Genomic DNA, 26,457 nt, shown 5'->3' with positions numbered 1-26,457 from the left:
TAAGTCCGAGATTCCCGTTTTCTCCGATCTAACACCGCCTCGGATCTTCGTATTAATTGAGTTGAAACTTAACCGGCACACGCACTGTGTAGGCGTATGCAGTTTGCGGGGAGGGCGCTGAAAATTGCCACTTCTCTACCGCATTAAGTGCTGCTTTATCGAGTAACCGGTAACCGGAACTGTCGATTAAAGTCAGTGATAACTGCTCACCCACCTGATTGAAAATCACCTCAATGGTTGCAGTGCCCTGTAGTCCGCGTTTACGGGCTTTTTTGGGGTAGTGCGGCTGTGCGGGGGGACTGGCAAATGTTGGCTGGCTCAACTCTACAGACTGTTGAGTCACGCCCTGCTTGGCACTCTCCTGGCTTTGATTATGGGCTATCTCTTTATTGCTATTGTCTAGAGCTGACTCTTTGGCAGGCGCTGTATCGTTAATTTTCTTGGTAACGGCCTCAGCAACAGGTTTGCTACTTGCTGTTGGCTTTTCAGCTGCTGTCGCTGCGGTTTTAGGTTTGCTTGTTACAACAGGTTTTGAATCTGCTGGTGTGGACTCGACAGCTTTGGTTTTAACGGGTTTTGGCGGCGCAATATCTTTAACTGGCTCAGGTTCTGCAGCGCTACTTGCTGGTGCTTGACTTGCTTGCATGGCAATCGAAAGGTTCACCGCCTGATGAGTCCCCATCGCTGAGCCTGCATCTAGTTGCAGACTTGGGGAGGTGTTTTGAGAGGCAAGCACTCCACCTTGGATTAACAAAGTGATGCAACCAAAAGCAAAATATCGTTTAGGAGTCATGGCCGATTGTCTTGTCTAAAATCATTACTGCTGAATACACCTTAAGAAATACATATGCTTAGCCAAGCTTTACAAAACTTACAATTTACATATTTTACAGAAGGTTATATTCAATAGTTTTATCGAATGACAATAAGATACACAAATCTTAATGAGATCGCAAATGATAATGATTTTCATTTGATCTATATTTTTTTCTCAGGTAAAGTGCCGAAAATAATAGAACGGGTGTCCGATTCTGCGCAATTAATGGACTAATAAGTTGTTGTCGCTCCCACCATAAACTTACCTTGAGGATTGAAACATGACCAAGAAGCCACTCGTAATTGCAATGGCAATGGCTTTTAGCTCCAGTGTATATGCAGAGCAAACCCAGCAAGTTACCGAATTTGATGAAGTCGTTGTTTCTGCCACTCGTGTCACTGAAAAAGTATCAGAAACGAGCCGTAGCGTAGCTGTCGTCAGCGAGGAACAGCTACAAGAGCTTCAACCTGCATCAGTCGCTCAAGCACTTAAAAATGAAGCAAACGTTAATGTTTCAAATGGCCCAAGAGCTTCATCTCAGGGAGTTGAAATTCGAGGCTTAGGTGGCCAACGTGTGCTGCAAACTATTGATGGTGCACGCCAAAATACTAACTCAGGTCATCGCGGAACCTACTTCATCGATCCCGAATTACTCAGTTCTGTTGAAGTTGTACGTGGCCCTGCAAGTAGCCTTTGGGGCAGTGGAGCGATAGGTGGTGTGGTTGCCCAAAACACCAAATCTGCGAGTGACTTTCTTGAAGATGAAGACACGTTCGGCGGTTATTTAAAGCAAGGTTTCGAAAGCAATGGAGATCGCGCTAAAACCAGTGGTGCAATCTATGGATTATCTGAAACTGCGAACACCGGCACGGTAGATTGGCTGATAAATGGTAGTTATTACGACAGTAATAATATTAAAGTGGGTAATGACAAAACCCTTGAAAATAGTGCTTCTGAAGGCACAAGCGGCTTAGCCAAATTAGGTTGGGAGCCGACCGAAGAGCAGCGGTTGCAGCTTTCAGCAAGATTTTCTAAAGTTGATGAGTTAGTACCGAGCAATCCAACCACTGAAGTGGGTAGCTCTGTACCACTGGTGAAACGTAAAACTAACGATCAAAACGTCACCTTAGATTATAGCTTCAACCCAACTGCGAATAAGTTGCTCGATCTCAATGCCACCTTGTACTGGAATGGTACCGACTATGACGAAGACCGTGTCACTAAAAACCAAGTCGACAGCACTGAATACAACACTCTTGGTTTCAGTATCAATAACAGTTCCGAGTTCGCCAATACGGTATTAACATATGGCGTAGATGGGTACCAAGACACGATAAAAACAGTACGTGATGATAGCGGACAAGCGGGTCAGCGTCCTGACGATATTGACGGTGAAACCGCAGTTTGGGGCGCTTTCACTCGTGCCGATATTAGCTTATCTGACAACTGGAAAGTCGATGCGGCCGTACGCTACGACGCCTTTAAAAATACCAGTAACAACTTAAACCAAGAATCTGACGACAGTGCGTTTTCACCGTCTGTGGGCTTGGTATGGACGACAACGGATTGGTTAACCTTAAGCGCTCGCTATGACCAAGCTTTCCGTGCACCCAGTATTGAGGAGATGTATTCAACCGGTACTCATTACTGCATCCCGCCGATCCCTGGCTTTTTGCCTGGCGGGCTTTGCAATACCTTTGAAATCAATCCAGATCTAAAAGCAGAAAAAGCGCAAAACAAAGAGATAAAAGCAGATCTTCGTTTTAGTGAACTTGCTGGTAACGATGAACTAGCAATGACCTTAAGCGTATTCAGAAATGATGTTGATGATTTTATCGAACAATCAGTGTCAGATCCGCTTATGGGCATTCCTGGTTTTGAGCAAACGACCTCTTGGAACAACGTTGATGAAGCCAAACTAACAGGTTTTGAATTCAGTACTCGTTACCGTTATGAGCAAACTCGCTTGAGCTTAAATTATGGTCAAACAGAGGGTAAAGACAAAACCGAAGGCGACTACCTGACTAACATACCAGCTAAAAAATTGGGCATCGATCTGTCACAAGCCATTATGGAAGGTGATATGAAGTTTGGTACTCGTTTCACTTACGTTGCTGAGCAAGATCAGTTACCTGAGGATTACGCTAATCAGTATGACTCATACAAACTTTGGGATGTCTATGTTGCATGGGAACCTGCAATGGGCACATTCGAAGGCTTAAGAGTCGACTTTGCAGTTGAAAACATCGGTGATGAGGAATATCGCCAAGCGTGGCAAACCCTGTATGAACAGGGAAGGAACTTTAAATTGTCTGCGCGTTATAGCTTCTAACGAAGCTGTCGAATAAGGCCAAGTCACCAACAATAAGTGACTTGGCCTTTTGTTGTTTTTTTAATTGGAGATATTCCATGTCAGCTACAGTAGAAACCATCCGCCAACACCTGATTGATAACGCTAGTGCAATGCCTAGCCAAATAGCAGCAGAACTTAACGTGTCTGAGTTTGAAGTGGTGTCAGCACTACCAAGCGAGCAACTGGCACTGCTGCCGATCTCAGAAAAAGATACCTTGCTGGCCTCTCTGCCTGAATGGGGCAACATGACCACTATCGTGTCAGTATCAGGCAGCATTTTTGAGTTTAAAGGTGCGTTCCCTAAAGGAAAGTATGCCCACGGTTATTACAACCTCATCACCAAAGGTGATGGTTTACATGGTCATTTAAAGTTAGATGATATTAGCGCCATTGCCTTAATCAGCAAGCCGTTTCGTGGCACAGAAAGTCACTCAATTAATTTCTTTGGCGCCGCTGGTGAAGTGGTATTTAAAGTGTATTTAGGTCGCGACAAAAAACGCGTATTACTGCCAGAGCAAGTGACTCGTTTCAAAGCATTAAAAGCTGAACTAAAGACAGCTACGGCTTAACGCTATATCCAAGATTTTAGCGGAATAAACTTAATAACCACTGCTCGAAAAGTTGAAGTACTGGCTACAAATTAAAATAAGAGAATAGTGCAATGACGACTGAAAAAGAACAAAGATTACGAGACAAACTACTGCCAGAGATTGAAGAGTTTAAGCGTGCTCGCTCAACCCTACAGCTTGCAACACAAGACGCGAGTGGTATTCCAAATGCCAGCTATGCCCCATTTGCATTAGCCGACGATGGCTTTTACATTTTAGTCAGTGAGCTTGCTCGTCATGGCACTAATCTAAAAGCCTCAAACATCTTGTCTGTGATGCTGGTTGAAGACGAAAATGAAGCCAAAAGTGTTTTCGCCCGTAAGCGCTTAACCTTCGATGCTACTGCTGAACTGGTCGAGCGTGATAGCGAAACCTTTACAAAAGGAGTGGCAGCGCTTTCTGGCCGTTTCGGTGAGATGATCGATAACCTCGCAGGCCTAACAGATTTCAACCTGTTTAAGCTAAATCCCCATCAAGGGCTCTATGTTAAAGGCTTTGGCCAAGCATTTAGCTTATCGGGAGCGGAGCTGCTTGATGTGGATTGGAAGCGAGATGGTCATCATGGCACACCCAAAGCGGAGCTTGCTGAAATTAAATAGCTGCTGTAGCTGTATTATTTAGTAAGCCTCAGCCTGAAACACGGCCAAGACACATATTCACATACAAAGCATTTTCTAAACATTACCCGCTTTCTGGCGGGTTTTGTTATTCTAATCCTGTATATATTCAAATCTAGGACATTGCATTGAGTCAACAAGCATCTTCTGTCTCGACAGGAACCACTGAGACCACTGCGGGCAATAAGGCGCCGCTAGACACCGCTGGACTAACCCCACCGGTTAGCCGCCGTGCTGTTTTGCCATGGATTGGTGCTTTTTTAAAACCTTATCGCGCTAAAGTCATCGCCGCGATTATTTTCCTCTTTATCGGCTCTTTAGCTTGGCTTTCACTCGGACAAGGTGTCCGTTTGATGGTTGATGAAGGTTTTTTACAAGACAATGGTTCGCGTCTTAACGAAATCATTTTGTTGGTGGTTGCCATAACAGCCTTGAGCAGCAGCGCGATATTTTGTCGTTTCTACTTGATGACTTGGCTTGGTGAGCGCGTGAGTGCCGATATCCGTCTTAAAGTTTATGATCATCTATTAAAGTTATCGCCGGGTTTCTACGCCAAGCTCAGAACCGGTGAAGTGATCTCCCGTTTTACCGCCGACTCAACCTTGCTGCAGTCAGTTGTTGGGCAAAGTTTGTCTATGGCACTGCGCGCCAGTGTGACCGTGATTGGTGGCATTGTGATGATGGCAATCACCAGCCTTAAAATGACTGGGCTGGTGCTACTGGCGGTACCTATGGTGCTGGGGCCAATCTTCTTTTTTGGTCGTAAGGTGCGTGACTTATCCCGAAAAAGCCAAGATAAAGTGGGTGACTTGGGCGCCTATGTCGATGAGACCCTGCACGAAATACATACCGTGCAGGCTTACTCTCATGAAGATAGAGACCGTGCGCTATTTGGTGAGCGTGTCGAGTCTGTCATGGATGCCGCCAAAGGGCGTATCAAGTACCGCTCTATTCTTATTTCGCTGGTGATGTTCTTAAGTATTTTAGCTATCGCACTTGTTACTTGGGTGGGCGCCCATGATGTAATGAATGGCAGTATCACCGGTGGTGAGCTATCCGCCTTTATGTTTTATGCGGTAATGGTCGCGGGCTCCGTGGCAACCATCAGTGAGGTCATTGGCGAAATACAGCGAGCAGCAGGTGCGACGGAGAGGTTAATCGAATTGGTTGAAACGCCAATAGATATCCCTACAGTTGCAGAGCCATTGTCTTTACCTGAAGTGGTTAAAGGTGAACTGGCGTTAAAACAGGTGCGATTTGCTTACAGTAATATTCGTGAAGGTGGCATTGAGGAGCATGGCGAAGATGAGGTGATCCGCGGGCTTAATATTCACATTAAACCGGCCGAGCGAGTTGCCCTCGTCGGCGCTAGCGGCGCAGGTAAGAGTACCTTGTTTGAATTACTGCAGCGCTTTTACGTGCTTAACAGCGGTAGTATTGAGCTTGACGGCGTTGATATCTCAAAGTTATGTCCGCAAATCCTCAGACAGCAATATGCATTAGTGCCGCAAGAGTCGGTTATTTTTGCAACCAGCGTGCTAGAAAATGTGCGTTACGGGCGACTTGATGCTAGCGAAGCAGAGGTAAAGCAAGCTTGCATTGCTGCCAGAGCCGATGAGTTTATTACTGAATTTAGTGATGGTTACCACACCTATTTAGGTGAGCGTGGCGTGCGTTTATCTGGCGGGCAAAAGCAGCGAATCGCCATTGCGCGTGCCATATTAGCAGATAGACCAATCTTATTGCTGGATGAAGCCACCAGTGCGCTTGACGCCATTAGTGAGCAAAAGGTCAAGCAAGCGCTTGATAGCTTAATGGTTAACAAAACAACGTTAATCATTGCCCATCGTCTATCGACGGTCATTAATGCCGACCGGATTTTGGTGTTGGATAAAGGCCAGTTGATTGCTAGTGGCACCCATAATGAATTAATGCAAAGCAGTGAGCTATATCGTGAATTTGCCAGTTTACAGCTATTAACTGAAGACGTTACCGCCGCAACGAGTTAACCGTGTCATGGTATGGTTTAAAGAGGGCGAGTTATCTCGCCCTTTTTTATTCAACATATTGAGATTTAAAATTGTGGTCACGGTGAACTATATTCTAATCGTTAACGTATTGAATCATTGTGGTTTACTATTATTCTGTTGAGGGTTTATCTATGCGGTTTTGCTTAGTGTTATCTATGTTGTTTCTGTCAGCTTGTACCAGCCTCCCAAAAGGCATTCAACCGGTTGATGACTTTGAGTTACCTAAGTACCTCGGCACTTGGTATGAAATCGCTAGGCTCGACCATAGTTTTGAGCGTGGCATGGAGCAGGTGACGGCTAATTACGAGATGCGTGAAGACGGTGGCGTTAAGGTGACAAACCGCGGTTTTAAAACCGACGAGCAGGTGTGGGATAGCGCCGAGGGCAAAGCGTTCTTTGTTGATGAGACTAACATTGGCCATTTAAAGGTGTCGTTCTTCGGACCATTTTACGGCTCTTATGTAGTGTATGAATTAGATAAAGAGGGTTATCAGTACGCGTTTATCACCAGTTATAACCGCGATTACCTGTGGTTTTTATCTAGAACACCAGAGGTGAGTGAAGCGCTTAAACAGCAGTTTACCGAGCAAGCGAAAGCGTTAGGGTTTGCGATGGATGAGATTATCTGGGTTAATCAGTCATAGATCGTTACGGGTAGGTAACTGTTAGCAACTAGCGATTAAAGCTGCGTTTAATTGTGCATCTCTGAATCCTGCACTATGGCCTGCGGCCACTGAGGTCGTGGCGCTTCGCCCACACCCGAGCCAAGGGGGAAAGCGCTTGTCCCCCTTGGCGAACCCTCAGCGCCCCGGCGAAATTTAAAAAGCAAAATTTCCAACGGGGAAGATGGTGTTTTCAATTATTTTGTCGTTTATTGATGAACTCAGCATCTTAAAATTAAAAACTAAAATGCCGGATGATTACGCTTTTCAAACCCGGTGTAGATGCGGCTGAGGCCTTCGATAACAGGGATGTTTTCGTTGAGCTTACATGGAAGTACTTGCAGCGAGCCTCAGTTGCGTTTGCACATACGACTGCCGCAGGCAATTGGAACCACTGAAGGCAAAGTACCAAGCTTCGCTTGAGCTATTCATTATAGCCAACGTCGTGGCGCTTCGCCCATTTTCGTAATCAAGAGCAGAGCCAAGGGGTAAAGCGCTTGTACCCGCTCTTGATTTCATAAGAGTCCAACTCTCAGCACCTCGGCGAAGTTTAAAAAGCGAAATTTCCAACGGGGAAGATTGCTGTCTACAAATTTGGCTACTTAAATATAAATACTTATGTTCACTGATGTGGAGGTTCATCTAAATTAAAAGCTTTTATTGATAAACCCAATGCTTAGAGGTGCGCTTTTATAACCCTGTGTCGCTATGGCCGTGACTGGCCATGACATGGATGTTATGGCAGAGCCATCCACGGATGGACTTGTAGCGTGTCACGGAAGTATCAGCACATACGGTCGTTCATTCACATCCATGTTATCACGATATTCAGATCTCCTATCCCGCATCTACCGCAGGCAATTTATTTGCCTATGCTTAGCTAATATCGTTATGACATGGCTTAAAGAAAATAACGGTAAAAATCATTTACAACAGTATTTTAGTGGTGGTAAATTCAACAACATTCACCCTTTCGGGCAAAGAATGGAATCGTGCGACTGTTATTTGCTACGTGTAGTATTGAGAGCCATTCGAGTTTTGTTGGATAATTAAAATGACGTTTTTTTTCGTAGTATTTTGTCTGTGGTTACTGCCGATTATTTTTATCTCGATTTCCAAAAAAGTTTCAGGTGCCGAAAAGGCTGCTTGGATCTTAGCGATTGTTTTTATCTCTTGGCTTGCTTGGATATTTTATATATTGCTTGCTCCGCTGAAACCAAGACCAAACCAGTTCGGTGACTCTTAGGTAGAGCTGATGAAGTAGTGAAGAGCATTATCGAACAGCTAATGAATAAGATAAGGGAGTCATGGTGGCAATTTATAACTCATGCCAGAAAGCGATAAGGCGAGGGGATGAGCAGAGCTAAAAAATTTAACCTGTTGCTAATTGTTCAACTAGTTGCCACTGTGATGTTTAAAACGATTTCAGTCGATGTTGCGTTCTATATGAACCCTTTTTATATAGTCGGCATGGCGCTGGGTATTTATTTAATGTTAAAAGCAGTTGTTTATACTTGCTCAAGCTGCGGAAAACATCAAATTATGCTTAGCTGGTTTAAGTATCGTTTACCTACAGATAACTGTTATACATGTTCACATAAAATGGACTGATTATCAGATAGGCATAAATTATACTGTGCTCATAGAGATTGCCGCGGTGATTCAGAATTGTTCAATTTGTTTCAAGTTGGAAAATGATAAAAGGGAGCCATAGGCTCCCTTTATTTTTTACTCAAAAACTTAACTCAAATCTAACTCACTTGCGCAGTTCTCTGCGCAGGATCTTACCGACTGTCGATTTAGGTAGAGCATCAACGAAGGTGATGATCTTAGGCACTTTGTAAGCGGTTAGCTGTTCACGGCAGTAACTATCGATGGTTGTTTTTGCTTGCTGGTGATCCATGTTGCTGTCATTGAGCACGATAACCGCTTTAACCGCTTCGCCGCTGCGCTCGTCTTCGATACCAATCACTGCACATTCGAGTACTGCTTCATGGTTGGATAATACATCTTCGACTTCGTTAGGGTAGACGTTAAAGCCAGAAACGATAATCATGTCCTTTTTTCGGTCGACAATTTTGTGGTAACCATCATTTGTTGCGAGCGCAATATCGCCAGTTTTAAAGTAACCATCACTGGTCATCACCTTGGCGGTCTCATCTGGGTTATTCCAATAACCGAGCATCACTTGTGGGCCAAAAACGGCTAACTCGCCAGTCTCGCCATTGGGGACTTCTTTATCATCCATGTCGAGGATCTTTACATGGGTGCCGATTACAGGTTTTCCTATGGTACCGAGTTGCTCAAGCCCTGGGGCATTGAGTGACACAACTGGTGATGTTTCCGATAAACCGTAACCTTCGGAGATAGTGCAACCTGTGGTTTGCTGCCACATATTGGCAGCGGCTTGGGTGAGCGCGGTGCCACCTGAGATGGTGACTTTGAGATGACTAAAGTCGAGCGCCTTAAATTCTGGTTGGTGGCACAGGCCAACAAACAAAGTGTTGAGCCCAGCAAAGCCGGTAAATGGGTAGTTTGCGAGTGTCGAGATAAGCCCTGAAATATCGCGCGGATTAGGAATTAATACCGAACAGCCACCACGTTCATAGTAGAGCACTAAATTCACCATAAAGGCGTAGATGTGGTAAACAGGCAGCGGCGCGACAAATATCTCCTCGCCTTCCACTAGTCGGTCGCCTAAGCGAGATTTTATCTGCATCGCATTGGCAAGTAGATTGCCATGGGTCAGCATTGCGCCTTTCGATAAACCAGTGGTACCGCCTGTATATTGCAACGCGGCGATTTGCCCGGAAACACTAATCACTGGCGCATAGTGGAGTTTTTCGCCTGCAGCAAGCACGTCACAAAAGGATACGGTCGCAAATGGCACTTCAGGTTGTGGCTGTGGTGCAATTAAGTCCATCGCATGGGTTGAGATAACCGTTTCTATCTCTGTGTTAGCGATCACTTCGGTTAGCGTTGGCAGTAAGTCTGATAGCACCACTAAGGCTTTAGCGCCTGAGTCATTGAACTGGTGGATAAGTTCACGCTGGGTGTAGAGAGGGTTAGTGTTAACTAACACCATACCAGCCTTGATAGCACCATAAGCGGCAATTACAAATTGAGTAATATTGGGCAATTGAATCGCGACTCTGTCACCTTGCACGAGATTGGTCTCTTGCTGTAAGTAAGCTGCAAATTGACGCGAATAATGGTTAATTTCGTTGAAGGTTGTCTCTTGGCCTAAGCAGGAGTACGCGGCTTTGTCACCATATCTTGCACTAGCCAGTTCTATCAGATCATTAAGCGATGCGTAGCGTGAAAGGTCTAGTGTTGAGTCTGAATCATATGCCATGGAGATACCTTAGTTAGCCAGTTTCTAATTATGATGGATTAGTAAAAATCAAACAGGTGTTTAGATTAGTGCGATTATCCCTCCAAGGTCAATGGTCAACAGTGAAATAAATTGTTTCAGCAGAAATCAAACTTAAGAGGAGTATCGTATTGTTAGAGTTAGACTTTTTACTCTATTTGGCAGCGGCGGCTATAAAAATGAAAGGTAAAGCAGATCACGCATTACCTTTCATTGTTTGAGGTGAAAACTGGAGTTTAAATCGGACTAAAGAAGCTGGAGTTTTGCGTTACCTGACTATGGCTGTGTTGCTCGGCGACCACAAAGGTAATTTCACTGCGGCTTTTATCAAGCGTATTAAGGTTGGCTAAAACAGTAACCGGGTAATCTAACTGCTCACCAGCCTCAATTAATACTCGTGATTTTCCTGCGAGTTGGTAGCTGCTATTACCCGAGACGTATATTTGATAATGACGCGCCTGTTGAGTTTTATTGCGGATCTTTAAGGTAAAACTGTTCTCGATTGCATCGGTGAGCGTTTCACGGTAAAGCGTTTGTCTATCACGAATAACATTGAGCTCAATGGCAGAGCGGTTACTGATATCAAAACCAATCACTGTCAGCATGATTAACGCGGCGATGCCATAACCTAGAAATTTATAGGATTCATAAAAAGGCACGGCTTTGTCGACGAGTTGGTTCTCACTTGCGTAACTGATAAGGTCAGGTTTATAACCGAACTTTTCCATGGTTTGATTACAGGCATCGACGCAGGCCCCGCAGTTGATGCATTCATACTGCAGGCCATTTCGAATATCAATACCAGTAGGGCAAACATCCACACACAGGTTACAGTCGACGCAGTCGCCCAAGTCGGTCTCTTGTTTGCGTTTGCGTGGGCCACGGCTTTCACCGCGGGCGGTATCATAGGTGACGGTCTTGGTGTTAGCGTCAAACATCACTGACTGAAAGCGTGCGTAAGGGCAGCAATGTAGACACATCTGCTCACGCATCCAGCCCGCATTTAAGTAGGTACAAATTGCAAAGAACCATACCCAGGTAGAGATCCAAAAGCTGGCTTCGAAAGTTAAAATGTCTAAATAAAGCTCTCTAGCAGGAATAAAGTAAGCGATAAAACCACAGCCAGTAAGCAGAGCAATAGCGCCCCAGGCTAAGTGCTTGCTAATGCGTTTGCTCGCCTTTTGTAAGCTCATTGGCGCCTTGTCTAAGGCCGAGCGTTTGTTGCTACTGCCCTCTATTCGTTCTTCAATCCAAACGAACATAAATGTCCAAGCGGTTTGTGGACATAGGTAACCACACCAGACTCTGCCCCAAAATACTGTGGCAAAAAATAGTAAGAAAGCGGCTGCAATAAATACCCAAGCGAGAATAGTAAAGTCTTGTGGCCATAAAGTGGTGCCAAAGAAGATAAACTGCTGCTCACTAATATTGAACAAGATAGCTTGCCTGCCTTGATAGGAGATAAAGGGCTGTAGGAAAAATAGCGCCACTAAAAGGCTATTCATTCCGGTTCTAATACGTTGAAAGTATCCCTTTTGTTGGCGAATATGGATCTTGCCACTGATTTGGTTGTCGATCTGCTTAATTGGAATACGTTGATTTGTTAGTGGGCTGCTTTTAGCCACGTTGCTGTTCTCTACCGCACTACTATTGCTATTTAACATTGGCTTCTCTATAGACACTGACATTATTCACTCAGGGTCTACATAGCAAACATTAGGCCATCTATTAAAGTGTTGATTAATGGCTATTTTTATCTATTTATGGTCTATTATTATCACGATATATCGATAAGTGGCGATATATCGTGAGTTTCCGGAGCGTTTAAATGGGACGGCTAATACCCAACTTGCTCATTCGAGATCGTAAAGTGCTGGGTGGCATACCGAGTATTGCCGCTGCCCCTGTTGCACCAGAGATCCGCCATTGGTTCTGCTTTAATATCTTTAGTATGTGGGCTTTTTCTATTTCAGCTAATGTTTGCTTAGCCCCGCTACTGCTTGATGTTTGCATTTGTGGTTCTGCTGCTAACTGGCCAAACTCTAGTACAGGGCCATTTGATAAAATCATTTCTCTTTCGAGCACATTTTGCAGCTCACGTACATTGCCAGGCCAACTGTGTTTGATGAGCTTTTGCATACCGCGTTGGCTCACTTTGCTGATCTTCTTACCGAGCTTCTTATTAAGTTCTTGAATTAAGTGGCTGACAAGTTCAGGAATATCAGATAATCGATTACGCAGCGGAGGGACGATGATTGGAAAGACATTAAGGCGGTAGTACAGATCCATTCTAAATAATCCCTGTTCGACCCGTTTGAGTAGATCATGGTGAGTAGCAGTAATCAATCTAATATCGACCTTTATCGTTTGGCTGCTACCGACTCGCTCGAACTCTTGTTCTTGAATAACGCGTAGTAATTTTGATTGGGCTTCAAGAGTGAGTTCCGCCACTTCATCGAGAAACAGGGTGCCATTGTTAGCTAATTCAAATCGTCCTTTGCGGCGGCTCGTGGCCCCGGTGTAAGCGCCTTTTTCATGGCCAAACAGTTCACTCTCTAGCAGTGCTGCTGAGAATGCAGCGCAGTTAACACTCACTAACGGTTTGTCTGCTCGGTTACTCAAACGGTGCAGATTGCGGGCTACCAACTCTTTACCTGTGCCGTTCTCACCGCTAATCAGTACCGTACTTTCTGTGTTTGCCACTAGTTTTATTTGTTGGATAAGTTGCATCATCAGCGGGCTACTGCCAGAGATCCCCACGTCTCCGGTTCTATCTGCAAGTTCAAGTTGCAGGTACTGATTCTCGAAAGATAACTTTTCTGACAACGCCTGAACCTGCTCCAACGCTTGACGTAAAGAGTGCTCGGTTTGTTTTTGAATGCTGATGTCACGAAATATCGCTACTACACCCATCATTACACCATCTTTATAGACGGCGGTAGAGGTGTAATGTACAGGAAAACTTGAGCCATCTTTACGCCAAAATACTTCGTGGCTTATTTCGCGGGCGACACCATCTTTAAGTGTGCTATAGATGGGGCAGTCTTCCTTGGGGTAGTGGCTGCCATCGTTGTGGCTATGGTGGTGGCAGTCATGAATATTTTTTCCCAGTAGCTCTTCAGTTTGCCACCCTGTCATTTTTTCTGCGGCAGGGTTGATGAATACCGCATTGCCCTCGAGATCAAAACCATAGATCCCTTCGCTGACGGCATTCAGTATCAGTTGATTTTCAGGCAGAAAGTCTGCGTGAGTGGTTTTTTGTTGCAGATTGATGGCTGTCATGGTCTTCCCGTCGCGATATAAGGTGAGCAAGCTTGCATAAGTATAAGTTAAATTGCAAGGGCACGATATAGCGTGACTAAATGGTTATAAGTTAATTCGAAGTTGATAGTAAGATAATTGTCTAAGTGAATTTTTGCTGATTACTGGTTTATATTCGATACGAAAATATAATTGAGCAGGGCAGCTAAGCATTTATTAAGTTAAAATGGTATCAGTTGAGTCTTTACTGAGTTTTGGCCCTGATTATGGAATACGATTTTTTGCGCAATACAATAACCGGCACTGCATTTGCGCGCTTTAGTATGGATCATGAAGCGTTAGGTTTTTGGTTGTCGGAAGAGCTAGGTGATAATGCCGAAAAACATGTTGAAATCTGTCAGCATATTGAAAAAATACAAGCTAGCCAATTAAGTGATTGGCGTCTAGTTGGAAAGGCACTCTCTATTGAGCTAGATCGTGAGCAAGCTAGGATCTTTGCTAATAATATCGCCGAAGGTGACAGTGATGAAGTTGAGATGGACGAATCTATGTCATTTTATGACGGTGAGTCAGAAGCTTTTTGCGGACTAGAAGATTTTTACGATGTATTGATTAATTGGCGTAAATTTTTAGATGAACGCTAGATGATAGATGCTTCTTGAGTATTAAAAAAGGCAGCCTAGGCTGCCTTTTGTTGTTTAGTATTGGATAGGTCATTACTGGTTAAGGTATCTAACTGCCATCTCAGTGCGAGATTTTGCGTTTGCTTTACGCAGTAAGTTCTTCACATGTACCTTAACGGTACCTTCACTGATGTGCAGTTGCTCTGCAACGACGCGGTTGCTTTGTCCTTCTGCAAGGTGTTGCAGAATTTCAAGCTCTCTTGGCGTTAAGTTCTCAATCCATTCCTGTTCGTTGACAGAGCTATTTAGCTCCGACAAGTACTCTTTGACATTATCGCTAATAATACGATGGCCAAGCATGGCGTTTTTAAGCATATCGAGCAGCAAATCTGGCTCGGTGTCTTTTAGCAGGTAACCATCAGCGCCCGCTCTTACTAGCCTAATCACATCTTGTTTAGCATCGGAAACAGTTAAAATGACAATACGAGAGGTGACCCCCTCTTGCCGCAGTGCATTGAGCGTATCTAATCCTGTCATCCCTTTCATATTCAAATCGAGTAATACGATGTCGGGTTCATTTTCAGCAATTGCTGAAAGCGCATCTAGACCACTTCCAGCTTCACCGAACAGAGTGAAATCTGAATCTGAGGTAATAAGTTGACAGATCCCACGACGTAATAATGGATGATCGTCAATAACGAGTACTGAATAAGGCTTACCCATTTAAAGGCCTCCTGCTGAGGTAAATTTGTAATACCAATCGGTATAAGTAGTGGGTCTACTCAGAGTGTTTTTTGGCGAACTAATTCAAGGCGGAGAATTGCCATAATGGTCGTTCCCTTTTGCCTTTATCCAACACCGAAGTAGTAAGCCAAAAACACTCCTTACAGGCGAGTTTTAGCGGCTCTGATGCTGCGTTAATGAGCTTGAACGTAGAATAACTATGTACTTCACTCAAAGCCTTGCCTCAAAACCGCTAAACTCTCGCTGAGCGACCGAATCTTTATACTGATTGGTATAATTCAAAAAATAGCATCTGTTTTGTCTTATCTACCTGTTTTGTTTAGTTATATTTTTACACAGGTTCTTGTTGAGGCGAGAAAGTCAACGACACCGTAGCGCCACCTTGCTCATTTTGATTAAATTCTACCACACCTGAGAGGCGACTGGCGCGCTCATGCATGATCCCTAAGCCAAAATGTTGGTCTCTTTCTTTGAGCTTTTCGATACCTACGCCATCATCACTGATATCGATAATCACTTTTTCGTCGCTGATCTTCTGACAACTAATATGAATATGCTTCGCTTTGGCATGCTTAACCGCATTGAGTGTTGCTTCTCGGGTGAGTTGAAGAATATGAATATGTTGATGTGCCCCGAGCAACTGTACTGGCAGCTTGTAGTCTAAGGTTATTTCGGCATCTGTTTGGCCACGAAGCTGCTCTATCATGGCCTCAATAGCATGGCCCAAATTGGGATCTTTAATGGTCAACCTAAAGGTTGAAAGTAATTCCCTAAGCTGCACATAGGCAGTATTCACTCCTTCATTTATCTCTTGCAGCTGCTCGGCCGCGCGCGGGCTTTTTGAAGTTTTATCGAGCTCCTTAGAAAGCAGGTTAACTTGGATTTTCAAGAAGGATAGTAATTGGCCTAATGAATCATGCAGTTCGCGAGCGATCACGCCGCGCTCCTCCATCAGTGCTAACTGCTGTCTCTGCTCTCCTGCATTATAGGTCACCATTGAGCGAGCAAGCATAATAGCAAAATTGCTATAAAGCGCATTGGAGAAGGGTTGGCTAGAAATTACCTCCAAATAGCCCAAATTATTATGTTCAAACTGCAGCGCAAATTTCTGTGTGGCTTTTGCATCGCGCGGCCATTCGCCTTGCGCATCTATAATATATTGCACTTGCTCTTCTTCGACGACCACTAATCTTAAATTAATATCCGGATCATGGCTTTGCAGCTGATTAATTGCATCGGTTAATGTACTAATGTCTAATTTACTCGAATGCAACATCACCACATTATCGTAGAGTAATTTTAATTCGTTGTTAGCACGGGTAAGGGCTATTGTCTTTTCTTGAACTTGTGATTCGAGCCCTTGATAAACACTGGCGAGCTTTTTAACCGTGGTATCGAGTGCGCTGCTTAAAGCACTCAATTCGATATACTCTGTTTTAGGCATTTCTACATTAAAATTACCTTGTGAAATTGTATCAGCGGCCTGCATCAATTGTTGCAATGGCTTAACAACTTTACGTTTGGCTATTCTTACTGTGACAAAGGCAATAAGCAACATTATCGCCAAACCGGTAATTTGACTAATGGCGAGCATTTTAAGTTTAAATGCGGCGTGCTGCTCTGTTTCTAGTACAAATAAATCAATGGTATCGACAAAGTCTTTAAGTGCTGCGGCATACAGACGAGAGTTCTCGGACTCAATGTAATAACGCATCACTTGCCACTTATCGATAACGGCCAAATATTTCTCTTTAAGATCTTGGGGGGTATACCAAGTTAGCGATGTTCTAAGGGCTTGAGAGTTAAGAGTGTTCTCGAACTCCGCGATTTTATCTGCAGCGGATTCACTGCCTGAATTGGCATAAAACATAAGTCGATAGCTTTGCATTCGCAGTGAGCCAGAGGCATTAATGGCGCGAGCGTCACCTAAACTATACGAAAGATTAACAATGGCAAAAATGGCGAGTCCACTAGAGAGTAATATCAGGGTTAACATGAATCCCCATATTGCTGATGTAAGTCTGCCTTTTTTCATTCAAAAACTCTCAATTATTGGGTTTATGTGCTATTCGTTTATAGCGGTTCTACATTAGTGGTTGATTGAATACATTAACAAAAATGCAAAAGTGTGAGCAACAACACGTTCACATGTTGATCTAACGCAAGTTTTCCATGGGATACCCCCTAAGGGGTATGTTTTTGTTTTAGATAAGAGTCTAACTTCAACCTTGCAATAGGTGGGGCTATAAAGATTATAAAGTAATATGGAGATGAGATGGTGAGAACATTAACTAAAAAGACTTTTGCACTTAGTGCAATGGTCGTTGCTAGCTTACTAGCTGGCAGCACATTCGCAAGTGATAAAACTGAACCTCGTAACGAAGTTTACAAAAATAAGTTCAAGAATCAATATGAGACTTGGCATGACACTTCAGAAAGCAAAGAAATTGTTGATATGCTTGAAGAAGTACCAAGCCTAGTTGTCCTTTGGGCGGGTTATGGTTTTGCTAAAGACTATAACGCTCCTCGTGGTCACATGTACGCAGTTACAGACGTACGTAACACACTTCGTACTGGCGCACCGACTTCAGCTGAAGATGGTCCAATGCCAATGGCATGTTGGTCTTGTAAGAGCCCAGATGTACCTCGTATGATCGAAGAGCAAGGTGAAGATGGTTACTTCACTGGCAAGTGGTCTAAAGGCGGTCCTGAAATCGTTAACGCACTTGGCTGTGGCGATTGTCACGTAAAAGGTTCTTCTAAGCTACGTATCTCTCGTCCATTCGCTGAACGCGCAATGGAAACACTTGGCACTCCATTTGATAAAGCGTCTAAGAAAGACAAGCAGTCAATGGTATGTGGTCAGTGTCACGTAGAGTACTACTTCGAGAAGACTAAAGATAAGAAGGGCTTTGTTAAATTCCCTTGGGATATGGGCACCACTGTTGAACAGATGGAAGCTTACTATGACAACATGGAATTCTCTGACTGGACTCACGCCGTTTCTAAAACGCCAATGCTTAAAGCACAGCATCCTGGTTATGAAACTTGGCAGTTAGGTGTTCACGGTAAGAACAACGTAAGTTGTACTGACTGTCATATGCCTAAAGTTAAGAGTGACAAAGGCCGTAAGTTCACTGATCACAAAGTCGGTAACCCATTCGACCGCTTTGAAGAAACTTGTGCAACTTGTCACGAGCAAAGCAAAGAGTTCATGGTTAACTTAACTGAAGAACGTAAGCATAAAGTTGCTGACCTTAAAGCTCGCGCTGAAACTCAGTTAGTTAAAGCTCACTTCGAAGCAAAAGCTGCTTGGGATGCGGGTGCAACTGAAACTGAAATGAAGCCTATCCTTATGGATATCCGTCATTCACAATGGCGCTGGGACTACGCAACTGCATCACACGGTGTTGCTGCTCACGCTGCTGATGAAGCGCTTCGTGTACTAGGTACTGCGGTAGACAAAGCTGCTGACGCTCGCATCAAGCTTGCTCAACTACTCGCTGCTAAAGGCGTTAAGCAACCAATTGCTTACCCTGACACTTCTACCAAAGCTAAAGCTCAAGCAGCTCTAGGTATGGATATGAAGAAGATGAATGCTGATAAAGCTGAATTCAAGAAAACTATGTTGCCTAAGTGGGATGCTGAAGCTGAAAAGCGTGAAGCGACTTACAAGTAACAGCTAATATATAGCTAAGTTTTCTCTGCATAGCTCTATTGTAAAAAGCCCTCATTATGAGGGCTTTTTTTATGCTTAAGGCTTTATGTTAGAGTCGTTATTTAATTAATTCCAGTAATGCTTTAAAGCGCTCGCCTATGGCTTCATGTTGCAATTCGAATAGCAATGATTCGACATTTGTTTTTAGCGCGCCATGTTCCTGCATCATCTCTATGCCTAACTGTTTATTTTCAGGCGTTCTCGAAGACATTGCATCGACAATTAAATGTGTTGGGTAAGCATTATCGAGAAGGTCCATACAGGTTTGGTAGACACAAACATGAGTTTCTATACCTGCGACCAATATATGTTTCTGTCCCATAGCGGATAGCTTTGCTCTGAATTTAGGGCATTGCCAGCCACTAAAGTGCTGCTTAGCTATTGGTTCGGTGGTTTGTATCAACTCGGTGGCTAACACGTCTGTTGTTGCACCAAGTTTATCTGGTAGCTGCTCTAGCCACAAAATAGGTATGTCGAATAACTGTACCCCTTTTATCAATATGGTCAGTTTTTGGTGAAGTGCTTCACTCTGATGCATCACCCGGGCAAGCTGCCCTTGCACGTCCACAACAACTAATACGCAATCTTCAGGTTTCAACATTTAAGGTCCTTGGTACTTGTGGATTATTTGCACCAGTACAACTCAATTCCGTGTTGTAGCCAATAGGCGATAAGTCTAAGCCGCAGTGACGGTGCCTTATGGCAGTGCAGCTGCTGCATAAATGCACTCGATTGGTGCATTTAAATTCCTTCTAACATGAGTGTTATTCTCTATCTGTATGTTTTTAATCGCTTTGTAATTTTGGCCTGATGCTTGAATTATCTTTATCAGAATTAAAAATAGTCTTCAGGGAGATAGCCATGAAATTGGTCAGTGCCATTATTAAGCCGTTTAAGTTAGATGATGTAAGAGAAGCTATCGCCAATGTCGGCATTGAAGGGATGACAGTCACTGAAGTTAAAGGCTTTGGTCGTCAAAAAGGCCATACCGAGCTGTATCGAGGTGCTGAGTATCAAGTTGATTTTCTGCCAAAAGTTAAACTAGAAATAGCTACTAAAGCAGAAAATGTAGAGATGCTCGTCGAGGCAATAACAGGGGCGGCTCGAACGGGCAAGATTGGTGATGGCAAAATTTTTGTTACCAATTTAGAGCAAGCAACCAGGATACGTACTGGCGAACTTGATAACGAAGCACTTTAAAGGGGTAGGGAAATGGACGATTTAACTAAACTAGGATTAACAGTAACAGAGCTACGTTTTGCTCTGGATACTTTTTATTTTTTGATCTCCGGTGCGCTAGTGATGTGGATGGCTGCAGGTTTTGCCATGTTAGAGGCGGGGCTGGTTCGCTCGAAGAACACCACTGAAATCTTAACTAAGAACGTCTGCTTATATTCTATTGCATGCGTAATGTACCTAATCGTTGGCTACAACATTATGTATGTTGATAACGCTGAGGGAGGTTGGTTACCTTCATTTGGCTCATTGATTGGTTCACAAGCTGATGGCGCGGATCATGCGCTTGAATCTGACTTCTTCTTCCAAGTGGTATTTGTGGCAACGGCCATGTCAATCGTATCTGGTGCGGTTGCTGAGCGCATGAAACTATGGGCATTCTTGGCATTTTCAGTATTTATGACAGCTGTTATTTATCCTGTTGAAGGGTACTGGACATGGGGCGGTGGCTTCTTATCAGAAGCGGGCTTTGTTGATTTTGCAGGGAGTGGCATTGTGCACATGGCAGGCGCTGCAGCCGCTATTTCAGGGGTGTTATTACTTGGAGCCCGTAAAGGTAAGTATGGTGCAAACGGACAGGTGAATCCTATTCCTGGTTCAAACCTACCCATGGCTACTTTGGGCATGTTTATTTTGTGGATGGGTTGGTTTGGTTTTAATGGTGGTTCGCAGTTATTGGTATCAGACGCTGAAAATGCCAGTGCAGTGGCAAAGATTTTTGTCAACACTAACTCAGCAGCGGCATTTGGTGCCCTGTCAGCGCTCATTGTTTGTCGACTCATTTGGGGCAAAGCTGATTTAACCATGATCTTAAATGGTGCCTTGGCAGGTCTTGTTGCGATAACTGCCGATCCATTATCGCCATCATTAGCGATGGCGGGAGTGATAGGCATTGTCGCTGGTGGTGTGGTGGTGTTTTCTATTGTGGCGTTTGATCGAGTGCAGATTGACGACCCTGTTGGGGCTATTTCGGTGCATGGTGTAGCTGGGCTATTAGGCTTAATCTTAGTACCTATATCTAATGCGGACGCTTCTTTTATCACTCAGCTTTATGGCGCTGCAGTGATATTTGGCTGGGTGTTCATTGCTTCTACACTTGTTTGGCTTGGCCTTAAAGTGACCATGGGGATCCGTGTTACTGAAGAGGAAGAGTATAACGGTATGGATGCATCTGATTGTGGCATTGATGCTTACCCAGAGTTTGTCTCGGTAAAAAGTGGTAGTTAGAGCTTCACCAAATGAAAACAGCAGAGCTTAGGCTCTGCTTTTTTATGGGAAATGTTTACTCGAAGTGCCGAGAACCAGTTTGTTACAGGTGATAAAAAGGGGGATGGCATAAGGCCAATGGATTTGCACGAGTGTTAAGTATAGGATGGAGTTAACGTTATCTTAGGCATTACTTGGTGATGGATTAATGAAAAAAATCATAAATACCGGTTTACTATTGTTGTGCTTTAGTAGCTTTAGCGCAGTATCTGGTCAAGTGGTGGTGCGTAAATCCAGTGAACCATTTGATGCTTTTGCTGTTCGTGACCAAGTGCTTTTAGAGCATGATTGGCAACAAGCACTTAGATTTCAACGTCAAATCCAGATCCTACAGGCACTGCCCATAGGTTGTTTGCCTATTATGGTTCCCTATCGCCATTTTACCTGTGGTGCTCAATTTTATCGGCCTTATCGTTACCAAGATAAACAACTTTATATAGAGATAGATAAGCCGTCTCCTAAAGCTTCTCAATCAAAGTCTATAATTATTGATTAATGAGGTTATGCTTTTGATTTACGATTTGTAACGTTTTTAGCAAAGAGAGTAAGCCATACCTACTATGCTTATAGGTAAGGTTTATTGTGTTGAGAGCGTTATGAAGAGTGTTTCTATAACCTTGTTATCATTTCTACTTCTGTTACTACAAGCGTGTAGTTCGACCTCGGAATCAAGCAAACAGTATGCGCTTGAAAGCTATTACCATGATGAACACTTTAATGTGGTAGTAGACCTTCCTGTTGCTGACAGCCTATTTTATTTGTCAGATGACGACCTTAAAAGCGTTCGTAGGGACTTTAATCGCTCCAAACTGTCTGCTACTAGCAGCACCATGGTTCATCAGTGGTTGGCAAATTATATTAACGCTCAAGATGGTGGATTTCGTTATGCCGATAACTTAACCCGCTCTGCCAGTGAAACCTTTAATGACAGAGAAGGTAACTGTCTATCCCTAGTGTTATTAACCGCCGCAATAGCCGATGAGCTAGATGTAACGGTTCAATTTCAAGAGATTGATGTTCCACCTGTTTGGGATAAACAAGGAGGCTTCTATCTTGTAAATGGTCACATTAACCTTAAGTTACTGCCGCAAGAGCAACGTAATAGCATTAACTTTTCTACTGGTGCCATTCAAATAGATTTTTTACCCGAACGAGCGATGCAAGGCTATGACAAGCGTCGAGTGAGCCAGTCGATGGTGGCCTCAATGTATTACAATAATGTTGCCGCTGAAGCTTTGGTAAAGGGGCAGTATGATAAAGCGTATGGCTTGTTAAAACTCAGTTTGCAGCAGGATAATCAATTCTTGCCAGCGATTAATACGCTAGCTGTGTTATATCGATATAAAGGGCTGGTTGAAGAGGCAGAGGCTTTGTATAAATTAGCGTTAACCATAGATCCCAATGATATGAATGCGCTCTATAACTATGCCATTATACTTGGAGAGCAAAATAGGCTTGATGAGTGGGCTGATGTGCACAAAGTCATGGAACTCGCTCGGATCCATAATCCTTATTATTACTACAGCATGGCGCAGCAGGCATACTTCGATAAAGAATATAAGCTAGCGTTAAACTGGTATAAAAAAGCGATTGATAAGGCCGATTACCGCCATGAATTCTATTTTGGCCTTTCTAGAACATATTGGGCTACGGGCGATGAACGCAAAGCTGAAGTCAATATGGAGAAAGCATTATCATTAACCAATGACTCAAACAACAAGCATCGCTATCAATCAAAGCTGCAAGCAATGAGAAGTCATTAGCTGCCTGCTAGTGGCGTCGATTTTTATCGATGTGAGTGATAGCTCATGCTTATCTTTTATAGGATAACTTCTGTCGCCCTCCAATAACACAATCACCATAACAGTGCTTTCGTTGATTTTTACAGCAGGAAGGGCGGCCGCGCTCATAACTACTTAATATACTTGTGCATGACGGTATTTGAGCACGTTATTAGTTTGTTGAAAGCATTATAGGATGTTTAGTGGGAATTAATTGGCTCTATATAGAATAAATACAGTGAAAATTTTTTTAAATTATTGTTTAGAAATATACAGTTAAATTTATTTTATGTGATTTTTAATTACTTGATTGCAATGTGAGGAGATACTGGATAAATTGAACGCAGTATCGCAATCGAGAGATAAGAATTCACACGCTAGACGGAGCGCAGTATTACCATGTATTACCAAAATGATGATGTTCGAATTAATAAGATTAAAGAGTTGTTACCTCCAATTGCCATTTTGGAGCGATTTCCGGCAACAGAGAACGCATCAGCGACCGTATTTAATGCGCGTGAAAGCATTCATAATATCTTAGCAAAAAAAGATGATCGCCTTTTAGTGGTTATCGGTCCTTGCTCTATCCATGACCCTATTGCAGCTGTTGAGTACGGTAAACGTCTTGTTGAGCTGCGTAAAAAGTACAAAGATCAATTAGAAATCGTTATGCGAGTCTACTTTGAAAAGCCACGTACTACGGTTGGTTGGAAGGGCTTGATTAACGATCCGTATATGGACAACAGCTTTAAGCTCAATGATGGTTTACGCACTGCTCGCAAGCTGTTGCTAGATCTTAATGATATGGGCTTACCTACGGCTGGTGAGTTTCTAGATATGATCACGCCGCAATATGTTGCTGACTTAATGTGCTGGGGAGCCATTGGCGCGCGTACCACTGAGTCGCAGGTACATAGAGAGCTAGCTTCTGGCCTTTCAAGCCCTGTAGGCTTTAAAAATGGTACTGATGGCACCATCAAGGTGGCCATTGATGCCATTGGTGCAGCCAGTGCGCCACACCATTTCCTATCGGTGACTAAATTTGGCCATTCAGCGATTGTTGAAACCAAAGGTAATCCTGATTGCCATATCATCTTACGTGGTGGTAAAGAGCCTAATTACAGTGCAGCACACGTGGCAGAGATCAACCTGCAACTTGATAAAGCCGGGCTTGCGAATAATATTATGATTGATTTTAGCCATGCTAATAGCCGCAAACAGTTTGCACTACAGATGTCTGTTGCCGATGATGTTGCGGGCCAATTAAGTGCTGGTGAAACATCGATATTTGGCGTTATGGTTGAGAGTAACTTAGTTGAAGGTCGTCAGGACCCTGTTGAAGGACAATCGCTATGTTATGGCCAGAGCGTAACCGATGCATGTATCGGTTGGGATGACACAGAGAAAATGCTGAGCGTATTGAACGAGAGTATACTTAAGCGTCGATAACGGTTAGTGGCAAGTTTTTTGTTAAATTAAAACCTGGTGTTGCACCGGGTTTTTTTATGGCTTTTTGTAACGACAAAAAGAGCATCTAGGCTCTTTGTTGATAAACGCAGCATTCCTGGTGTTTATCTCGTATCGTAAAGTCTGCCTGTTCAATATCTACAGCTCTTTCCTATAACTACTGACAGGTTGGTCTGCTTATTTTGAGGTCACTTTAATTTTTTCAATGTTACTCACTGGTGCTTCAACAACAAAATCAAGCTGTACTAACGAGCCTTTTGCGCCAGTTTTAGACTCGCTATAACGCCACTGCTTTAAGGCTTTAATGGCTGATGCATCAAATACTGCAGTTGGCGATGACTTGATCACTTCAACATTGTTCACTTCGCCTGTGGGAGTGATATCAAATTGCATTACTACAAATCCATTTTGATTGGCTTCTACTGCCGCAGCAGGATAGGCGGGTTCAATTCTGATAACTGGATGGATATCAGGATTTTTATCATCTCCGGCTAACACTTGCTGGTTAAGTAAAAGGCTGCTTAAGCCCAGTGCCACAGTCAGCCCAATAACGGCTAAGCCACTTTGGCCTTGTTGATGAGTTCTCATTTGCATTATACGCTCCTTGAGTATGTGTTTGTTTCCATAGTGTGTGTGTAACAAGCCGTGATTAGCTTGTTGTGAGTATGCGAGCAACAGTTTGCTGTAAACTATTTTCTCTGCAGTATCGAGAGTGGCAGTTACCTTAGCATCACAGGCTAACTCCTGATCATTCCTAAAACGTCTATACGCTATCCAAAACAAAGGGTTAAACCAAAATACAGCTAAGATCCCGTAGGCTAAAAGATTACAACTCAGATCTAATCTTTGGTGATGGTATTGTTCGTGCTCAATAATGGCACGCTGCTGTAGCGGACTTAGATTTACAAACCCAGTAGGTAGAATAATCTTGGGGTGAATAACCCCAACGAGCATAGGAGAGTGAACCTTTTCATGGCTGTATGTTGCTAGGTAGGAAGCTAAACCTTCTACCTTTTTAGCTGTCTGTAGCAATGTGCGTAGGTAAGCGCCTTGCAACCACAATGCCAGTGACATTGTGCTTAAACCTATAAGCCAGATGACGGTTAGTGCTTGGCTGTACCAAGATGATTCACTTTGCTTTATGGCTTTGCCGGCCTGAACACTGTAATAAGCAATCTGATTAGATTGCACGGGAAATAGTTGCGTAGGAACATAGTTGACTAATATAGAACTCAACAAAAGTAGCGGTAATAACATCCACAAAGTATAGGTTTTGTGTGCACCTAAGTGTTTCTGTAATCTGCTATGGCCAAGTAATAGTATGCTGCAAATAAGGCTTAATAACAGAGTTTGCTGCAGTAACCAAAGGCTCATGACTTATTTTCCTCTTGCCAGGTATCAATCAGTTGTTGTAACTCTTCAACATCTTTTGCGCTTAGCTTGTTTTCGCGAGCAAAGCCTGCAACTAAAGGAGCAACCCGACCAGAGAAGAGTCTTTCGATAAAAGATTCACTCTCTTTCAGTTGATAATCACTTTGAGCAATGAGTGGATAATATAAGTAACTACGACCCTGTTTTTCAAAACCGATAGCTTGCTTTTTAACAAGTCTATTAAGCAGCGTTTTAACTGTTTTCTCGTGCCAGTCATTATTCTTACTTAACTGGGCTACAACTTCGCTGGCACTTATTGGCGATTTTTGCCAAAGCACATTAAGTACATTGAGCTCAGCATTACTTATCTCTTTCATGATGATTATCTCGTCAATAGCTATTACTTCACTGATGATAGCTATTGATTACAGTTGTAATTTTTAATTATGATTACAAATGTAATCATAATGTGCAAGCCCTTATGTTAATAAAATGATAATGAGTGATGGCGTTTCAAGTATGCGGTTGAA

The 26,457-nt window shown here is 43.4% G+C and carries 21 protein-coding genes; 12 read left to right on the top strand and 9 right to left on the bottom strand.

The genetic code is table 11. The features are described from left to right. Nucleotides 1–52 precede the first annotated feature (52 nt). Entirely contained in the window at nt 53–793 is a 741-nt protein-coding gene (locus AB4135_RS16035) for a TonB family protein (RefSeq protein ID WP_371994437.1), read from the bottom strand. Between the two features lie 304 nt (nt 794–1,097). Here AB4135_RS16035 and AB4135_RS16030 point away from each other — a divergent pair, with 304 nt between their 5' ends. The 5 genes from AB4135_RS16030 (at nt 1,098) to AB4135_RS16010 (ending at nt 7,069) form a co-directional block, all read left to right on the top strand. Beyond that, complete coding sequence (locus tag AB4135_RS16030) at nt 1,098–3,149, top strand: TonB-dependent hemoglobin/transferrin/lactoferrin family receptor (protein WP_371994435.1); 2,052 nt, start codon at nt 1,098–1,100, stop codon at nt 3,147–3,149. Between the two features lie 77 nt (nt 3,150–3,226). Continuing rightward, the gene (gene hutX, locus AB4135_RS16025) at nt 3,227–3,739 is read left to right on the top strand and encodes a heme utilization cystosolic carrier protein HutX (RefSeq protein ID WP_371994433.1); all 513 of its coding nucleotides are present in this window, start codon (nt 3,227–3,229) and stop codon (nt 3,737–3,739) included. Nucleotides 3,740–3,831: 92 nt separating this feature from the next. Continuing rightward, nucleotides 3,832–4,377 carry a heme utilization protein HutZ gene (gene hutZ, locus AB4135_RS16020; protein ID WP_371994431.1) on the top strand — a complete coding sequence of 182 codons (546 nt, stop codon included), beginning with the start codon at nt 3,832–3,834 and terminating at the stop codon, nt 4,375–4,377. A gap of 146 nt (nt 4,378–4,523) precedes the next feature. Further along, on the top strand, nt 4,524–6,404 hold the full coding sequence (locus AB4135_RS16015) for an ABC transporter transmembrane domain-containing protein (RefSeq protein WP_371994429.1): 1,881 nt from the start codon (nt 4,524–4,526) through the stop codon (nt 6,402–6,404). Between the two features lie 152 nt (nt 6,405–6,556). Beyond that, nucleotides 6,557–7,069, top strand: a complete 513-nt coding sequence (locus AB4135_RS16010; RefSeq protein ID WP_371994427.1) for a lipocalin family protein — start codon at nt 6,557–6,559, stop codon at nt 7,067–7,069. Nucleotides 7,070–8,843: 1,774 nt separating this feature from the next. Here the strand turns inward: AB4135_RS16010 and AB4135_RS16005 are convergent. The 3 genes from AB4135_RS16005 to AB4135_RS15995 form a co-directional block, all read right to left on the bottom strand. Next, nucleotides 8,844–10,442, bottom strand: a complete 1,599-nt coding sequence (locus tag AB4135_RS16005; RefSeq protein ID WP_371994425.1) for an AMP-binding protein — start codon at nt 10,440–10,442, stop codon at nt 8,844–8,846. Nucleotides 10,443–10,696: 254 nt separating this feature from the next. Continuing rightward, nucleotides 10,697–12,124 (bottom strand): cytochrome c oxidase accessory protein CcoG, encoded by a 1,428-nt coding sequence (ccoG, locus tag AB4135_RS16000; RefSeq protein ID WP_371994424.1) that lies wholly within the window; start codon nt 12,122–12,124, stop codon nt 10,697–10,699. 160 nt (nt 12,125–12,284) lie between these two features. Further along, nucleotides 12,285–13,742, bottom strand: a complete 1,458-nt coding sequence (locus AB4135_RS15995; RefSeq protein ID WP_371994422.1) for a sigma-54 interaction domain-containing protein — start codon at nt 13,740–13,742, stop codon at nt 12,285–12,287. 245 nt (nt 13,743–13,987) lie between these two features. On the opposite strand from AB4135_RS15995, the gene AB4135_RS15990 reads away from it, so the two are divergent. Further along, complete coding sequence (locus AB4135_RS15990) at nt 13,988–14,365, top strand: YacL family protein (RefSeq protein WP_371994421.1); 378 nt, start codon at nt 13,988–13,990, stop codon at nt 14,363–14,365. 72 nt (nt 14,366–14,437) lie between these two features. On the opposite strand, the gene AB4135_RS15985 is transcribed toward AB4135_RS15990, so the two are convergent. Then, the gene (locus AB4135_RS15985) at nt 14,438–15,067 is read right to left on the bottom strand and encodes a response regulator (RefSeq protein ID WP_220737077.1); all 630 of its coding nucleotides are present in this window, start codon (nt 15,065–15,067) and stop codon (nt 14,438–14,440) included. Nucleotides 15,068–15,419: 352 nt separating this feature from the next. Further along, the gene (gene narQ, locus AB4135_RS15980; protein ID WP_371994419.1) at nt 15,420–17,123 is read right to left on the bottom strand and encodes a nitrate/nitrite two-component system sensor histidine kinase NarQ; all 1,704 of its coding nucleotides are present in this window, start codon (nt 17,121–17,123) and stop codon (nt 15,420–15,422) included. A gap of 240 nt (nt 17,124–17,363) precedes the next feature. Here narQ and nrfA point away from each other — a divergent pair, with 240 nt between their 5' ends. Beyond that, nucleotides 17,364–18,767 carry an ammonia-forming nitrite reductase cytochrome c552 subunit gene (nrfA, locus tag AB4135_RS15975; protein ID WP_371994417.1) on the top strand — a complete coding sequence of 468 codons (1,404 nt, stop codon included), beginning with the start codon at nt 17,364–17,366 and terminating at the stop codon, nt 18,765–18,767. A gap of 97 nt (nt 18,768–18,864) precedes the next feature. Here nrfA and AB4135_RS15970 read toward each other — a convergent pair whose 3' ends face one another. Next, a complete protein-coding gene (locus tag AB4135_RS15970) occupies nt 18,865–19,407 on the bottom strand; it encodes an isochorismatase family protein (RefSeq protein ID WP_371994415.1) in 543 nt (180 codons plus the stop codon). A gap of 260 nt (nt 19,408–19,667) precedes the next feature. Here AB4135_RS15970 and AB4135_RS15965 point away from each other — a divergent pair, with 260 nt between their 5' ends. The 5 genes from AB4135_RS15965 (at nt 19,668) to aroG (ending at nt 24,538) form a co-directional block, all read left to right on the top strand. Continuing rightward, complete coding sequence (locus AB4135_RS15965) at nt 19,668–20,006, top strand: P-II family nitrogen regulator (RefSeq protein WP_248973143.1); 339 nt, start codon at nt 19,668–19,670, stop codon at nt 20,004–20,006. 12 nt (nt 20,007–20,018) lie between these two features. After that, entirely contained in the window at nt 20,019–21,269 is a 1,251-nt protein-coding gene (locus tag AB4135_RS15960; protein ID WP_371994413.1) for an ammonium transporter, read from the top strand. 187 nt (nt 21,270–21,456) lie between these two features. Next, nucleotides 21,457–21,804 (top strand): hypothetical protein, encoded by a 348-nt coding sequence (locus AB4135_RS15955; protein WP_371994411.1) that lies wholly within the window; start codon nt 21,457–21,459, stop codon nt 21,802–21,804. A 100-nt stretch (nt 21,805–21,904) separates the two neighbouring features. Next, entirely contained in the window at nt 21,905–23,071 is a 1,167-nt protein-coding gene (locus tag AB4135_RS15950) for a tetratricopeptide repeat protein (protein WP_371994409.1), read from the top strand. Nucleotides 23,072–23,488: 417 nt separating this feature from the next. Further along, a complete protein-coding gene (aroG, locus tag AB4135_RS15945; RefSeq protein ID WP_371994407.1) occupies nt 23,489–24,538 on the top strand; it encodes a 3-deoxy-7-phosphoheptulonate synthase AroG in 1,050 nt (349 codons plus the stop codon). 195 nt (nt 24,539–24,733) lie between these two features. Here aroG and AB4135_RS15940 read toward each other — a convergent pair whose 3' ends face one another. Together AB4135_RS15940 and AB4135_RS15935 are read right to left on the bottom strand one after the other, a co-directional pair. Further along, complete coding sequence (locus AB4135_RS15940; RefSeq protein WP_371994405.1) at nt 24,734–25,930, bottom strand: TonB family protein; 1,197 nt, start codon at nt 25,928–25,930, stop codon at nt 24,734–24,736. Beyond that, entirely contained in the window at nt 25,927–26,304 is a 378-nt protein-coding gene (locus AB4135_RS15935) for a BlaI/MecI/CopY family transcriptional regulator (protein ID WP_371994403.1), read from the bottom strand. Before AB4135_RS15935 ends, AB4135_RS15940 begins: the two co-directional genes overlap by 4 nt. Nucleotides 26,305–26,457: the final 153 nt, after the last annotated feature.

The sequence above is a fragment of the Shewanella sp. 10N.286.54.B9 genome, assembly GCF_041468565.1.
Lineage (GTDB): Bacteria > Pseudomonadota > Gammaproteobacteria > Enterobacterales > Shewanellaceae > Shewanella.
The sequence above is the reverse complement of the archived record's forward strand: the minus strand, read 5'-3'. Positions and strand labels throughout refer to the sequence as shown.